This window comes from Neobacillus sp. 19 (assembly GCF_049463095.1).
Lineage (GTDB): Bacteria > Bacillota > Bacilli > Bacillales > Cytobacillaceae > Neobacillus.
The window spans coordinates 83,468-97,052 of sequence record NZ_JBMPZU010000056.1; the positions used below are offsets into that span (position 1 = coordinate 83,468).

A 13,585-nucleotide genomic window follows, 5' to 3' on the forward strand; every position below is an offset into this window, starting at 1 on the left:
CGTAAAATAAAAGTGAAAAACGGGAAAGGATGGGATGGTCATGGAAAAAGGTAAAGAAAAACTGACGAATGAAGGGCCTGCTTTCGAGGGCAAGGATATGGTCTACTTGGATATTGATCGCATGATTAATGAGGGGATGTCCGGCGGCTCTGTACATGCCCGTCATGATACGACAAATATTGAAGAAGCACGAGATCTTGTTGAAGAACAACCGCCATATGAGTGCGATTAATGCCTTCTACCATTAATACTGGCTGTCCTGACGCAGGGCAGCCTTTTTTATTTCTTTCCCTGCAGCGACTATTGGTATAATAAAACTTAAATCGTAAGGTAAATTTTTTGATAATGGGGAAATGAACTATGCTTAGAAAATTATTATCATTATATGAAGATTCCATCTTATTTTCCAGTCGCCCCAATAAGCGTTCAGAGCAATATTACTATTTTTCAAGCGATACAGAGGATGAATGGATTGGTATTCCCAAAACGGAAGTCAGTGATAAAGAAGTTAATTTGCTAAAAGCACTATACAGATTGGATGAAACTAACCATACCAGCGTCACTCCTGCCGCAAAGAACTGGTACGATTTTTTGCATGGAAAGGCCCCTTCCCCGCATTCCCAATTGGATACATATATCCGCTTGATCCAGTTTCATATTAACGGTGATAATGCAAATCAAGCCGAAATTGAATCTGCCTTAAAAGGATTTTTTACGGAAGATGTTATCATTATTTGGGAAAATGGAAATCGAGGAATTGTCATTGAAGAGAAAAAACAGATTTCTCTATCAGAAGAAGAATTAATTTCGATGTCTGAAACGCTAGAAAGTGACTTTTATGTTAAAGTATCTTTTTTTATTGGAAAGTTAAATCTGCTTTCAGAGCAACTTCGTTCTATTTTTCACTTGGAAAAAGAATACTTTTCTTTTGCAATTACGAAGCTTAATAATTCAACAATATTTACATTTGAACGGGTTTTTCCTGCCTTTTTAGCCTATCATTTGCCAGCGGATTTAAGCGCAAGGGCAAGCATTGACATTGACGGGTTATTCCATGAAGACCCGGAAATGTTTGCGACGATTAAGGTATTTCTTGAAAATAACTTGAATGCCAGTATGACAGCCAAAAAATTGTATATTCACCGAAACACACTACAATACCGGATTGATAAATTTACCGAGAAGACAGGTATTGGGTTAAAGGACTTTTATGGTGCATTTACTGTCTTTTTAGCTTGTCTGCTTTTTGACCAAAATCAACGGAAATGACAATATGCCCAAAAAAGCGTTTTCAATCTTTGTGCAACCTGTCCATATTGATTTTCGGCTAATCCCTGTAAACTTAACGTAACAAGTTACTCAGGGGAGGAATTACAAATGGCTGAATTAAAATTAGATCATATTTATAAAATATATGACAATAAAGTAACGGCAGTGCAAGACTTCAATTTACATATTGAAGATAAGGAATTTATCGTGTTCGTTGGTCCGTCTGGCTGCGGTAAATCGACTACACTTCGAATGATTGCCGGTCTAGAAGATATTTCTAAGGGTGATTTTTACATTGATGGAAAAAGGGTCAATGATGTGGCGCCAAAAGATCGCGACATTGCAATGGTTTTCCAAAACTACGCCCTTTATCCACATATGACTGTTTACGATAACATGGCATTCGGCTTAAAGCTTCGTAAATTTCCTAAGGATGAAATTGACCGCCGTGTGAAAGAAGCAGCAAAAATCCTAGGCTTAGAAGCTTACTTAACTCGTAAACCAAAAGCCCTTTCAGGTGGTCAGCGCCAGCGTGTTGCATTAGGACGTGCAATTGTCCGAGATGCAAAAGTATTTTTAATGGACGAACCATTATCAAACCTTGATGCAAAGCTTCGTGTAGCAATGCGCGCTGAAATTGCCAAGCTTCACCGCCGTCTGGATACAACTACTATTTATGTAACACACGACCAAACAGAAGCGATGACAATGGCAACACGATTGGTTGTTATGAAAGATGGAATCATTCAACAGGTTGGTTCACCGAAAGAAGTATATGAAAAGCCGGAAAATGTCTTCGTTGGCGGCTTTATCGGTTCTCCAGCAATGAACTTCTTTAATGGCAAACTCGAAGATGGGAAATTCGTGGTCGGAGAAACCACGATAGCCGTTCCAGAAGGCAAAATGAAATTTCTTCGCGAACAAGGCTATGTTGGAAAACCAATTATCCTTGGAGTTCGTCCGGAAGATATTCATGATGAGCCGCTATTTATTGAAGCATCTGCAGGAACGAAGATTAAAGCTACTATAGATGTTGCCGAATTAACAGGTGCAGAATTAATGGTATATTCTAGTGTTGGAGGCCAGGATTTCGTTGCCCGCCTTGATTCACGCGCAGATGTCCATCCTGGTGATTCCGTGGACCTTGCATTTGACCTAAATAAAGCTCATTTCTTTGATGCTGACACAGAATCAAGGATTAGAACACTTAACGATAAATAATTATGCCTGATATCCCCGTTAGTCCTTTAACGGGGATTATTCTTTTATAAAAATGACTTCATCCGAATGGCATGCAGGACACCTGTATAAATGGGGGCACTTTTCGCCGGAATTTGTATCCGGATACCCGTCCTCCATCTTCATTAAATTTATCTCCATATACGGACTATAATCATCATAAAAATCCATAAGCCTGCCGCTTTCCATCATAGGTTCCCCGCAATTTGTGCACATTAAGTAGAGCTCTCTTAAACCATTGCAGACTGGACATATCGCCATACATTTCACCCTTTTATTTAGAAGATAAGCTTAGTTTATGTTAATATACACCCCCTATGTAGTGGAATAAACTACCAAGTTGATTTTCGAATAGAACTTTAAGAATGATTCATAATAAAGATTACAAAGCAACAACAAAGCAACAAACCATTACAACGATGGATGAAACCAGTCAAGGGTCATAACCGGTGCAACTCCGGATCATCCAACCAATCTTACTAAAAGGAAACCATAATAATATGGGTTAGGCCTAGGAGGCATTAATATGGTTCAATTCCATACTGACCCCAAACTTATTAAGAGGAGTGTTATTCAACATGGCTAGTAACAACAACTCTAATCAACTTTTAGTACCAGGCGTTCAACAAGCACTTGATCAAATGAAGTATGAAATTGCTTCAGAATTTGGTGTAAACCTTGGAGCAGATACGACTTCACGTGCAAACGGTTCTGTCGGTGGAGAAATTACAAAGCGTCTTGTGCAAATGGCAGAATCTCAAATGGGCGGGTTCCAACGCTAATTTTTAGCAAACTCTTTTTAACAAATTCATAATATGGCCTTAGCCCCCTCCTTTATCGGAGGGGGCTTTCATGTTGTGTTTTATACCATTTTTTCAGGCTTCATCCATTCGGTGAATTGCTCCTCGGTGACATAACCTGTTTTCAGGGCTGCTTCTTTCAGTGTGCTATTTTCTTTAAAGGCCAGCTTGGCAATTTCCGCGGCTTTTTCATAACCGATCTGAGGGTTTAGCGCTGTAACAAGCATCAATGACCGTTCCACATGGTCTTTAATGATTTCGACATTTGCTTCAAGACCGACTACGCAATTGTGATTAAAGGAGTTCATCCCATCAGCAAGGAGCCTGATTGATTGGATCAAATTATAAATGATCACTGGTTTAAAGACATTCAATTCGAAATTTCCTTGACTGGCCGCAAAACCAATCGTGGCATCATTGCCAAATACTTGGCAGGCGGCCATTGTTAAGGCCTCGCTTTGAGTGGGATTAACCTTCCCCGGCATAATCGAGCTGCCCGGCTCATTTGCAGGAATCGTTAGTTCGCCAATGCCGCTTCTCGGGCCGCTAGCGAGCCAGCGGACATCATTGGCAATTTTCATAAGATCAGCAGCCAGTGCTTTTAAGGCCCCGTGAACATAGACAATTTCATCATGACTTGTTAATGCATGAAATTTGTTTTCTGAAGAGCGGAAAGGATAACCGGTTAGGGTTGAAAGTTCCATAGCAACTTTTTCACCAAACTTAGGATCTGCATTGATTCCCGTGCCTACCGCCGTTCCGCCAATGGCCAGATTAAGTAGATAATCACTTGCTTCCTTGATCATTCTTTCGTCCTTTTCAAGCATCGCCCGCCAGCCGCTGATCTCTTGTCCCAGTGTTAACGGGGTGGCATCCTGTAAATGCGTTCGGCCAATTTTAACAATTTGCGCGAATGCTTTTTCTTTTCCCGCAGGGTGGTTTTTAGTTTTTGGATCGCTGGAGTTAAAGTTTCAGTAATCTTTAAATAGGCCGCAATATGCATAGCAGTAGGGAAGGTGTCGTTGGAGCTTTGCGACATATTGACATCATCATTCGGGTGAATTTTTTCTGTGCTGTTTTGTGTTTTTAATAATTCGTTAGCCCGATTGGCAACCACTTCATTCACATTCATATTGGTTTGCGTGCCGCTGCCCGTCTGCCAAACGACTAAAGGAAAATGCTCATCCAAGTCTCCATGATGAATAGCATCACAAATGGTTTGAATCGCCTTCATTTTAGCTTCACTTAGCTTGCCTAATTGAAAATTCACTGCGGCAGCCGCTTTTTTAATATAAGCTAAGCCATAAACAAGCTCCAAGGGCATTTTTTCCGTGCCAATTTTGAAATTTTCCTTGCTCCGCTGTGTCTGTGCCCCCCAAAACTTGTCCGCAGGCACCTGAACCTCACCAAGCGTGTCTTTTTCAATTCGAACATTTTCCACGTGGATTCCACCTCACAAATTCATACTCCTTCCATATATATACCCAAATCTATCCATTTTATTAAAAAAACTGCAGACATTTTGTCTGCAGCCTATGCGCTATAAATAGTATATCCGATATAATAAGAAAGGATTAAAAAACTGCCGATGGCCAATACAACTGAGTAATCTGACATATACATCCACCCCATTTAAATTAAATATCATGTTTAACTTATCATAAGAGGTCAGGGTACCAAGTGATAGAAATTACACTTTCGTAAATAAGGAGTGAATTTTTTGTGAACATTTGTCTTTTCGGTGCGACTGGAAGAGTGGGTTCGGTCATTCTAAAAAATGCATTGGACCATCATTTTTCTGTCCAAGCTGTTGTGCGGGATAGTAGTAAACTGAATCTTGAAGCTTCAGGTCTTACTGTGATTGAAGGAAATGTCTTGAATCAAGCCGTAATTGCGGAATCCATTACAGGTACTGATGCGGTCATATCCGCTTTAAATACGGATGGCGGTTCAACCCTTTCCGAATCTATGCCCTTCATTATTAAACACATGAAGGAAAATGGCATCAGGCGAATAATTGCGATTGGCACAGCCGGAATACTGCAGGCCCGTTCCGCGCCGCATTTATATCGTTTTCAATCGGCAGAATCCAAGCGAAAAAGCACAAAGGATGCTGAGGAACATTTAAAGGCCTACTTGTTATTAAAGGAATCCGGACTTGATTGGACCGTTGTTTGTCCGACTTATTTGCCAATAGGTGAAAGAATTGGCACATATCGATATGAAAAGGATGTTTTACCTGAAAATCCTTCATCTATTTCGATTTATGACACCGGAGATTTCGCGTTTCAACAGCTTTTTAGTGATGAATTTATTGGAGCACGTGTCGGGCTTACATACTAGCCTTTAAAAAGAGGAACTGGCACTCCTTAAAAGAGTGCCAGTTGCTTTTTATTTCCGCTTTCTTTGAAATATTTTTCGGACAAAAATTAGGTAAAAAAGTGTTGGCATGGGGGCTTGAATCAAGCCAACAATTCCCCAGAGCCAATAATTATGATTACGTTTCCTTGCATCCATAAATAAATAGATGCTTTGACATAATAAAATGACGACAACGACAATAATAGTGGTTAACGAAAGCTCTTGTTTCATATTTGCTTCGCCCTCTTCACGAGCCGAGCACTTGTGTATACCACGATGAAGACGGTGGTGATAATTTGCACAAGGATAAAAATAGCCGGCATTTGATACAGGGATACAATCAGTCCACTTAAAATGATGAACGCAATTGTAAAAAAGACTGATAAATCTTTAATTAATTTTTTCCTTTTGTTATGCTGCTCTTGGATCACCATTTGTTCAAACCATTGTAAATTGGGCGTATAGACAGGAAATTGATCGATTTTCTCTAATCCCTCTTGCAGCTCGTGAATTGCATCAAAGTCTTGTTTATTTTGTTGTTCGCTGTTCAGTATGATGACTTTCTGTTTCTTCACCCAGCTTCAGCTCCCTTCTGACTGACTTTATTCCGTTATGCACCCGTGATTTAACTGTTCCGGGAGAAATCTTCATCCATTCTCCAATTTCTTCGTAGGAATAACCATAATAGTGCTTCAAAATGATCGGGACCCGGACATCCTCCGGCAGCTTCCCTAGTGCCTCAAGGGCATCATTCCATTCCTCATTCCTGCTTTCAAAATGCCATTTCAGCTTACGGTATACCTCTTCTTGTCCCTGCCAGGTTTTCTCCCGCTTCTTTTTACGGCATTGGTCAATGTATGTATTGGTCGCGATTGAAACGAGCCATGTAGAAAATTTACTTTGACCATTATACAGGTGAATCTTTTGAATACATTTCGCCATTGTCTCTTGTGCTAATTCTTCTGCTGTATCGGGATTCATTGTAATTTTCATTAAATATTTTACAAGGAATGGATAGTTTTCTTTAAACAGCATGGCAAATGCAAGATGATCCCCTTTTTTCGCATTTTTAATCAATGCATCCATTCGGCAATAGCCCTCTCTTTCCCCCATCATCCCTGCTTATCTCTATATATTTGTTAGACGCATGAAACGCAGAATCGTTCATTCTATAGTTTAGCTTCGAGTTTTTTTTGATAATTGTCAATAATTGTCCATACAATTCTTCGTTTAAACGATTATTTTTTTATAAAATTGAACTGGATTTATCAGAAAAAAAGAAAGGTTGTGCTTTATGGCTTATAAGTCGCGGACGGAACGAGAAGAACTAACGATATTAAGAATCTTAGACCCAAGAATGAAATTACCCGAGGAAGATAAAAGAAACTTTTTGTATTTGAAAAAGGGCTTTGAAGGAGAGATGAAGTTTGATTCTTTAACAGAAAAATTGGAAAGTGATTGTTTAATTTTAAATGATTTGCTTCTTGAGTTAAATAAATCGAAGTTCCAGATTGATTCGTTGCTCATACAAGATAAATTGTACCTTTTTGATGTAAAAAATTTGGAAGGAGATTATTATTATGAAAACGGTGAATTTTACTACCAGGCGGGGAAGTTAACAAATAATCCGATTGCCCAATTACAACGATGTGAATCCCTGCTCCTTCAATTGCTCCAAAAATATGGTTTTAAGCTGCCTGTAGAATCACGCCTAGTGTTTATCAACCCCGAATTTACCCTTTATCAAGCACCTAAAAATAAGCCTATCGTTCATCCCACACAAGTTAATGCCCTAATGAAAAAATTAAATTCGTGGACCGGGAAGGTTAACGGAAAACATAAAAAACTCGCAGATCTATTAGTTTCCATGCATCAAGTTGAATCCCCTTATCCTCGGGTTCCGCGCTATGAGTTTAAGGGGCTGAGAAAAGGTGTGATTTGTTTTTCTTGCCCATCTTTTTTCCTTACTGTTAATGGGAGAAAGATTGTTTGTGATGATTGCGGCTGTGCGGAGAGTATTGATGCCGCAATACTGCGATGCGTAAAGGAGCTCAAGCTTCTATTTCCGGATTTGAAAATTACTACTAGTGTGGTTTTTGATTGGTGTGGGGGGGAATTACGGAAAATAGTATTAGAAGAATTTTGCATCAAAACTTTAAAGTATTAGGATCTGGCAGGTGGTTATATTTCGAGTAATGTTTCATTTTCCCTTGAGGGATATTGATTTTGTAGCAAGAGTCGGAGTATCTCCTTCCTACTTCGATTCTTGCTCTCTTTTAGCCCAACATTGTCGTGGGATCTTTCTATTTCTATGTTTCCACTCTTTTTTGGCTCAAATAACGAAGTAGCACCTCTCTACTTCTATGTTCACCCTTTTTTTTGGACCAAACATTGAAGTAGAACCTCTCTACTTCTATGTTCACCCTCTTTTTTGGACCAAACATTGAAGTAGAACCTCTCTACTTCTATGTTCACCCTTTTTTTTGGACCAAACATTGAAGTAGAACCTCTCTACTTCTACGTTCACCCTCTTTTTTGGACCAAACATTGAAGTAACCCACATATAAAAAAGAGCACGATCTACTCTCGTGCCCTTTTACAGACTTAATGCTCTTTATCTTTGCCTTTTCCTTTATTCTTATTCTTATCCTTATTCTTCTTATCCCATTTCTCTTTTTGTTTATTCCATTTTTCTTCCCATTTCTGGACTTCGTTGTTGAACTTCTCTTGAAAATTACTCTTTTCTTGTTCCTTTTTTCTCGCCTCAATAAGGGAAGCAATATGCGGTACATTAAAGCTTTGATTTGGTGAGCTTTTTAATGCTTCCTTCATGACTTCGCGGAAAATAACCGAAGAACCAGTTCCGCTAACCGGCGTTATATAATGTTCAGCATCCGTCTGATCATAGCCAACCCAAAACGCGCCCACTAACTGCGGTGTGTAGCCGACAAACCATTGATCCTTTAAACCGTTGATGCCCTTAATTGGAACCTGCGTAGAGCCTGTTTTCCCCGCTGTTTCCCTGCCGGGTATTTGTGCCGGTTTCCCGGTACCCAGTTCTACAACACCAAGGAGCATAGTTGTCATATTATCAGTGACCGCCTTAGTGGTCACCCGCTCTTTTTGTGCCTTCCATTCTGCAACAACTCTGCCATTAGAATCGACAATTTTTTGAATGACATGGGCCCCTACTCGTACACCATTATTTGGAAATACCGAGAAAGCCTCAGCCATATCTAATGGGGACACACCTTTATGCAAGCCCCCGAGAGCCATTGATAAAGAACGATCTTCTTTTTCCAAGGAAATCCCAAACCGCTTAACTGCATCGACTCCTTTTTCAATTCCTAATTCATTAAGGAGCCACACAGCAGATACGTTTTTTGATTCCTTTACTGCTTCATACATCGGTACTTCACCAGCGTATTGATGGTCGTAGTTGCTAGGTTGATAATTCCCGAACTTCATTTGTTCGTCCTTCAACATATCTGTTAGTTTCCAGCCTTCTTCAAGTGCAGGAGTGTACACAGCTAAAGGCTTAAAGGATGAACCCGGCTGGGCTTTTAATTGAGAGGCGCGATTGTAGCCCCTAAAGGTATGCTCACCTCTTCCGCCGACAAGAGCCCTAATCCCTCCTGATTTCGGATCTATTAAAACTCCTCCGCTTTGTATGAGAGGGTCCCCTCCATTTGGAAATAAGGTATCATTCGTATACGTACTCTCCATCGCCGTTTGCATCGCCGGATCGAGCTCGGTAAAAATTTGATAGCCGCCTGTTAGTAGTTCATCCTGAGTAAACCCGTACTCCCGGATTGCCTCATCCAGAACTTGATCGACATAGTATGGGAATTTCCCCCTAAAGGGATCGCCGCCTTTATCATTTAAGGCTACTTTTTCCAGTTTTGCTTTTTCAAATTGCTCGCTGGAAATAACTCCTTGCTTCTCCATTTGGGCTAATACCAGATTTCGCCGTTCCGTTGCCGCTTCCATATGTTCGTATGGGTTAAGGGCAGACGGCGCCTTGATCAGTCCTGCCAGTAAGGCTGATTCGCTTAAAGTCAAATCCTTGACTTCTTTTGCAAAATATTTGCTGGCTGCTTGTTTAATTCCATACGCACCATTACCAAAGTAAATTTGATTCAAATACATTTGTAAGATTTCCTGTTTCGTATATTCCCGTTCCACCGCAATCGCCAAAAAGACTTCCTGCATTTTTCGCTTCAATGTCTTTTCTGAAGTAAGAATTGTATTTTTCGTTAATTGCTGTGTAATGGTACTGCCGCCTTCAACCATTCCACCTGCTTTCAGGTCGCGGAACAATGCTCTAGCGGTACCAATTAAATCCACACCATTATGGCTGTAGAACCGATGATCCTCGATGGCGATAATCGCATTCTTCATTGAATCAGGAACATCGCCAATCGGCACCCCTTCATTTTTATTGGCTGATACCTTACTTGCCACATTCCCGCTAACATCATAAAAGACGGTGGGCTGGGGAAGCTCATTTTTTAGTCCTGATATGTCAGCATCTTTTGAAAAATAATATAAAAGTCCAAAAAAGCTTAGAATCATAATCAACATAAATAACACGATACTTTGGAGCAAATGCCACTTTTTCAAGTTCTTAAAAATGCCAACTATTTTTTCTTTAAATACCAATTTGATGACGTCCTTTATCTGTAATCTCTAGCAACAGGTATATTTTTCGATTTTGGTCGAGGTTTTATGACGGTTTGGAAATATATTCATAAAAAAGATGCGGCTAGAACCTCATCTTTTAAATTTTTTGTTTTATTCACTTTTCGTCAATTCTTTAAAGCGCTGTTTGGATAGTTTTTCATCGAAGCTGCTAAAGATTCGATAGTTTCTTTCATCTAGGATGCGAAAATGTTTGCTGAGAATATTTTGTTGAAGGATAAATCCATTTTTCTGTGATACAATTCTCCACCAAACCCGTCCGCCCAACGTTTTCGTTTTACGCAGGTCGATGCCATTTAGGGCAACCGTTTCTAACACCTCAAGGGGCTCGCTGCCAAATAAATATTGGACCGTTTCCGTTTCACGAAAAAGGGCACATATGGAAACGACTGTCGACCAATTTGCTTGAACTCTTCCTTTTTCAATTTGTACGAGCGTTTTCTTTGATACACCAATAATATCCGCCATTTTATCTTGTGTATATCCAGCTTCCGTCCGGATGAGACGAAGCTTTTCAGAAACCTGCATTATAATTTCATCTCTCGTCATAATAAGCCCTTCCTTCAATTACATCTAGTGTAATTTTACACAATTTTTCTTTATCATACAAATCTTATTAATAAAGAAAACAAGCCGAATCGCAAAGACGTAGGGGTAATCGCAATTATGCGTTATAAAAAAGCTGCTATCCGATTCCGGGCAGCAGCTTTTACAAACCATTATTTCACTTGTGGGGGAATACCGCACTGGCTGGAACATGAACTTTTTAAATCGCAGGCTGCGCATTTCCCCTTTTTGGATTTATTAATAAACTTCACTAATGCATAGCTGGCGTATCCAAAAATTGCAACACCGATAATGATACTGGCAATCATTTGCTCCACCTCTTTTTTATTTTAAACCAATCCAAACAATTTGCCGCCTTGATATATAATCAGAGCCAATACATAGGCGATCACGAAAGCATATCCCATTGAAAAAGCTGTCCACTTTTTTGAGCTTGTTTCCTTATAGATCGTTGCAACCGTTGCCAGGCATGGAATATATAACAAGATAAACACCATAAAGCTGTAGGCAGCGAGCGGCGTATAATAATCGGCCAATAATCCTTGCAGGCTGGCATCATTCGGAACGAAATAAATAATATTCATCGTTGAGATAATCGCTTCTTTAGCAAGAAATCCGGTAATTAATGAGGCGGAAGCCTGCCAAGTGCCGAAACCAATCGGATCAAAGATTGGCGCAATCACATTTCCAATCGCAGCTAAATAACTATGATCCATATCTACTTTTAACCCATCAGGTCCCGCATAAGATAAAAGCCAGATAAAAACGGATCCGGCAAAGATAAATGTTCCCGCTTTTCTTATGAAACCCTTCCCTTTGTCCCAAGTGCTTCGCCATAATGATTGAAACTGTGGAAGCCTGTAAGGAGGCAGCTCGATTACAAATAAGGATGCTTCTGATTTTAATAATGTAGAAGAAAAGATTTTTGCCAGAATTAAAGCTACGACAATTCCCAGAACATAAAGGCTAAGAACGATAAATGCTTTATGGCCAGCAAAAAAAGCTCCGACAAATAAAGCGTAAACCGGCAGTCGTGCCGAGCATGACATTAATGGCGTTAGCAAAATGGTCAACAAACGCTCTCTTGGCGTTTCAATCGTTCTTGCCGCCATGATCCCAGGCACGTTGCAGCCAAAACCAATCATCATGGGAATAAACGCTTTGCCATTTAAGCCAACTGATTCCATAATTCGGTCCATAACCAGCGCTACGCGAGCCATGTACCCGGAGTCCTCTAATAATGAAATAAAGAAGAACAGAATAAAGATTTGCGGGACAAACACTAGAACACCGCCAACCCCTGCGACCAATCCTTCAATAATTAAAGCATGGATAAAGGCTGAGGCATTGATGGCTGTTAATACACTTTCAAATCCAGCTGTTACAGGTCCTGTTAATAAGCCATCTAACGCATCAGATAGCGGGGTGCCGAGCCAATCAAATGTCAGCATAAACATCAGATACATAAGCACCAAAAAAATCGGCATCCCCAGGTAGCGATTTGTGACAATTTTATCTACCTTTTCAGATAACGGGATGGACGAATCACTTTTTCTTGCTACATCTGCCACGATTTTAGCAATGACTTCTTTTCTTTTTCCATAAATAAAATTAGCTAATGATTTTGTATCATGTAGTTTCTGTAATTTGGATTCTAAGTTGGCAATAATTGTCTTGATTCTTTGCTGATCTGTAATCCTATTTACATAATCTTTAACAAATTCATTTCCTTCAATGTATTGAATCGCTAGAAAGCGTAGAGAGTGACTGGTTTTATTAGTCATTTCTCCCGCCAATGCTGTTATCGCCTCTTCGACTTCTTTTCCATAGTAAACGAGGTTCTTTTTAGCCGGTTGGATGGACTTGGTGGAAATAACATCAACAAGCTTATCACAGCCTTTTCCGCTCCTAGCTACGACAGGAACAACAGGAACACCGAGAACACTTGAAAGCTTCGATGCGTCGATTTGAATTCCGCGCTTATTTGCGACATCAATCATATTAAGACCAATTAGGGCCGGTTTCTCAAACTCTAACAACTGCAGTGTCAAATGTAAATTCCGTTCTAATTGGGAAGCATCTAAAATATTGAGTAAGCGATCAACGGATTCATTTAAAAAGTATGAGGTAACAACGCCTTCATCCTTTGATAAGGGATTAAGTGTATAGACTCCTGGCAAATCAATTAATTGGCCAATATTATTTTTGAATACGCCAACCTTCTTTTCAACTGTAACACCGCTCCAGTTCCCCACATACTCATAGGAACCTGTTAGATTATTAAACAATGAAGTTTTTCCTGTATTCGGGTTTCCAATAAGAGCGATTTCCATTATATTCTCTCCACTTCAATCTGAACTGCTTCTTTACGGCGGATGCCAACACATTGCCCGCAAGATTCAATCATAATTGGGCCGCCAAACGGCATGACGCATTTCACGCATACTTCTGACCCTTCGGTAATCCCTAAGTCGAGCAAGCGCCTTTGTACGAGAAGGCCAACATGAGAAATGTCAATAATTTTCCCCTTATCTCCCGTTTTTAAAGAACCGAACATGTATCTCACCCTATCTATGTTAATTGAGAATGATTATCTTTCTATATTGTCATTTTAACACTTTTTTTACGATAATAGCATAGAAATTTTG

General features: G+C 39.9%; 15 protein-coding genes and 1 pseudogene. 6 read left to right on the top strand and 10 right to left on the bottom strand.

What is annotated here, in order from left to right; genetic code table 11:
• Positions 1-40: 40 nt before the first annotated feature.
• The 4 genes from ACO1D1_RS17430 to ACO1D1_RS17445 all read left to right on the top strand — a co-directional run bounded on the left by ACO1D1_RS17430 (position 41) and on the right by ACO1D1_RS17445 (position 3,290).
• Positions 41-232: a hypothetical protein gene (locus ACO1D1_RS17430; protein WP_149872628.1), complete on the top strand. Its 192-nt coding sequence runs from the start codon at positions 41-43 to the stop codon at positions 230-232.
• 128 nt (positions 233-360) lie between these two features.
• Positions 361-1,269: a PucR family transcriptional regulator gene (locus ACO1D1_RS17435; RefSeq protein WP_149869199.1), complete on the top strand. Its 909-nt coding sequence runs from the start codon at positions 361-363 to the stop codon at positions 1,267-1,269.
• A gap of 108 nt (positions 1,270-1,377) precedes the next feature.
• Positions 1,378-2,490: an ABC transporter ATP-binding protein gene (locus ACO1D1_RS17440; RefSeq protein ID WP_149869198.1), complete on the top strand. Its 1,113-nt coding sequence runs from the start codon at positions 1,378-1,380 to the stop codon at positions 2,488-2,490.
• A gap of 596 nt (positions 2,491-3,086) precedes the next feature.
• Positions 3,087-3,290, top strand: a complete 204-nt coding sequence (locus ACO1D1_RS17445; RefSeq protein WP_149869196.1) for an alpha/beta-type small acid-soluble spore protein — start codon at positions 3,087-3,089, stop codon at positions 3,288-3,290.
• Positions 3,291-3,370: 80 nt separating this feature from the next.
• Here ACO1D1_RS17445 and ACO1D1_RS17450 read toward each other — a convergent pair whose 3' ends face one another.
• Together ACO1D1_RS17450 and ACO1D1_RS17455 are read right to left on the bottom strand one after the other, a co-directional pair.
• Positions 3,371-3,793, bottom strand: coding sequence for a hypothetical protein (locus ACO1D1_RS17450; protein ID WP_423336584.1), 423 nt, complete (start codon positions 3,791-3,793; stop codon positions 3,371-3,373).
• Positions 3,788-4,749, bottom strand: a pseudogene (locus ACO1D1_RS17455) (lyase family protein); the annotation flags it as partial. The gene ACO1D1_RS17450 and the pseudogene ACO1D1_RS17455, both read right to left, overlap by 6 nt.
• 281 nt (positions 4,750-5,030) lie before the next feature.
• On the opposite strand from ACO1D1_RS17455, the gene ACO1D1_RS17460 reads away from it, so the two are divergent.
• Positions 5,031-5,651, top strand: a complete 621-nt coding sequence (locus ACO1D1_RS17460; RefSeq protein ID WP_149869194.1) for an NAD(P)-dependent oxidoreductase — start codon at positions 5,031-5,033, stop codon at positions 5,649-5,651.
• Positions 5,652-5,699: 48 nt separating this feature from the next.
• Here ACO1D1_RS17460 and ACO1D1_RS17465 read toward each other — a convergent pair whose 3' ends face one another.
• The 3 genes from ACO1D1_RS17465 to sigY are packed head-to-tail and all read right to left on the bottom strand — an operon-like array spanning position 5,700 to position 6,755.
• Positions 5,700-5,900, bottom strand: a complete 201-nt coding sequence (locus ACO1D1_RS17465; RefSeq protein ID WP_149869193.1) for a sigma-Y antisigma factor component — start codon at positions 5,898-5,900, stop codon at positions 5,700-5,702.
• Positions 5,897-6,244, bottom strand: a complete 348-nt coding sequence (locus ACO1D1_RS17470) for a YxlC family protein (protein WP_149869192.1) — start codon at positions 6,242-6,244, stop codon at positions 5,897-5,899. The genes ACO1D1_RS17465 and ACO1D1_RS17470 overlap by 4 nt, the downstream gene beginning before the upstream one ends.
• Positions 6,198-6,755 carry an RNA polymerase sigma factor SigY gene (gene sigY / locus ACO1D1_RS17475; RefSeq protein ID WP_423336575.1) on the bottom strand — a complete coding sequence of 186 codons (558 nt, stop codon included), beginning with the start codon at positions 6,753-6,755 and terminating at the stop codon, positions 6,198-6,200. Before sigY ends, ACO1D1_RS17470 begins: the two co-directional genes overlap by 47 nt.
• A 208-nt stretch (positions 6,756-6,963) precedes the next feature.
• On the opposite strand from sigY, the gene ACO1D1_RS17480 reads away from it, so the two are divergent.
• A complete protein-coding gene (locus tag ACO1D1_RS17480) occupies positions 6,964-7,836 on the top strand; it encodes a nuclease-related domain-containing protein (protein WP_223820918.1) in 873 nt (290 codons plus the stop codon).
• A gap of 437 nt (positions 7,837-8,273) precedes the next feature.
• Here ACO1D1_RS17480 and ACO1D1_RS17485 read toward each other — a convergent pair whose 3' ends face one another.
• From ACO1D1_RS17485 to ACO1D1_RS17505, 5 genes are all read right to left on the bottom strand, one after another.
• The gene (locus tag ACO1D1_RS17485; RefSeq protein WP_223820917.1) at positions 8,274-10,331 is read right to left on the bottom strand and encodes a transglycosylase domain-containing protein; all 2,058 of its coding nucleotides are present in this window, start codon (positions 10,329-10,331) and stop codon (positions 8,274-8,276) included.
• 132 nt (positions 10,332-10,463) lie between these two features.
• The gene (locus ACO1D1_RS17490; RefSeq protein WP_149869190.1) at positions 10,464-10,919 is read right to left on the bottom strand and encodes a helix-turn-helix transcriptional regulator; all 456 of its coding nucleotides are present in this window, start codon (positions 10,917-10,919) and stop codon (positions 10,464-10,466) included.
• 170 nt (positions 10,920-11,089) lie between these two features.
• Complete coding sequence (locus ACO1D1_RS17495) at positions 11,090-11,245, bottom strand: FeoB-associated Cys-rich membrane protein (protein ID WP_149869189.1); 156 nt, start codon at positions 11,243-11,245, stop codon at positions 11,090-11,092.
• Positions 11,246-11,266: 21 nt separating this feature from the next.
• Complete coding sequence (gene feoB / locus ACO1D1_RS17500) at positions 11,267-13,270, bottom strand: ferrous iron transport protein B (RefSeq protein WP_149869188.1); 2,004 nt, start codon at positions 13,268-13,270, stop codon at positions 11,267-11,269.
• Positions 13,270-13,494 carry a FeoA family protein gene (locus tag ACO1D1_RS17505; RefSeq protein WP_149869187.1) on the bottom strand — a complete coding sequence of 75 codons (225 nt, stop codon included), beginning with the start codon at positions 13,492-13,494 and terminating at the stop codon, positions 13,270-13,272. The genes feoB and ACO1D1_RS17505 overlap by 1 nt, the downstream gene beginning before the upstream one ends.
• Positions 13,495-13,585 lie beyond the last annotated feature (91 nt).

Coding starts and splice junctions, on each gene's coding strand:
- ACO1D1_RS17430 (WP_149872628.1), top strand. CDS start 41: ATGGAAAAAGGTAAAGAAAAACTGACGAATGAAGGGCCTGCTTTCGAG.
- ACO1D1_RS17450 (WP_423336584.1), bottom strand. CDS start 3,793: ATGCCGGGGAAGGTTAATCCCACTCAAAGCGAGGCCTTAACAATGGCC.
- ACO1D1_RS17435 (WP_149869199.1), top strand. CDS start 361: ATGCTTAGAAAATTATTATCATTATATGAAGATTCCATCTTATTTTCC.
- ACO1D1_RS17490 (WP_149869190.1), bottom strand. CDS start 10,919: ATGACGAGAGATGAAATTATAATGCAGGTTTCTGAAAAGCTTCGTCTC.
- feoB (WP_149869188.1), bottom strand. CDS start 13,270: ATGGAAATCGCTCTTATTGGAAACCCGAATACAGGAAAAACTTCATTG.
- sigY (WP_423336575.1), bottom strand. CDS start 6,755: ATGGATGCATTGATTAAAAATGCGAAAAAAGGGGATCATCTTGCATTT.
- ACO1D1_RS17445 (WP_149869196.1), top strand. CDS start 3,087: ATGGCTAGTAACAACAACTCTAATCAACTTTTAGTACCAGGCGTTCAA.
- ACO1D1_RS17440 (WP_149869198.1), top strand. CDS start 1,378: ATGGCTGAATTAAAATTAGATCATATTTATAAAATATATGACAATAAA.
- ACO1D1_RS17480 (WP_223820918.1), top strand. CDS start 6,964: ATGGCTTATAAGTCGCGGACGGAACGAGAAGAACTAACGATATTAAGA.
- ACO1D1_RS17505 (WP_149869187.1), bottom strand. CDS start 13,494: ATGTTCGGTTCTTTAAAAACGGGAGATAAGGGGAAAATTATTGACATT.
- ACO1D1_RS17465 (WP_149869193.1), bottom strand. CDS start 5,900: ATGAAACAAGAGCTTTCGTTAACCACTATTATTGTCGTTGTCGTCATT.
- ACO1D1_RS17495 (WP_149869189.1), bottom strand. CDS start 11,245: ATGATTGCCAGTATCATTATCGGTGTTGCAATTTTTGGATACGCCAGC.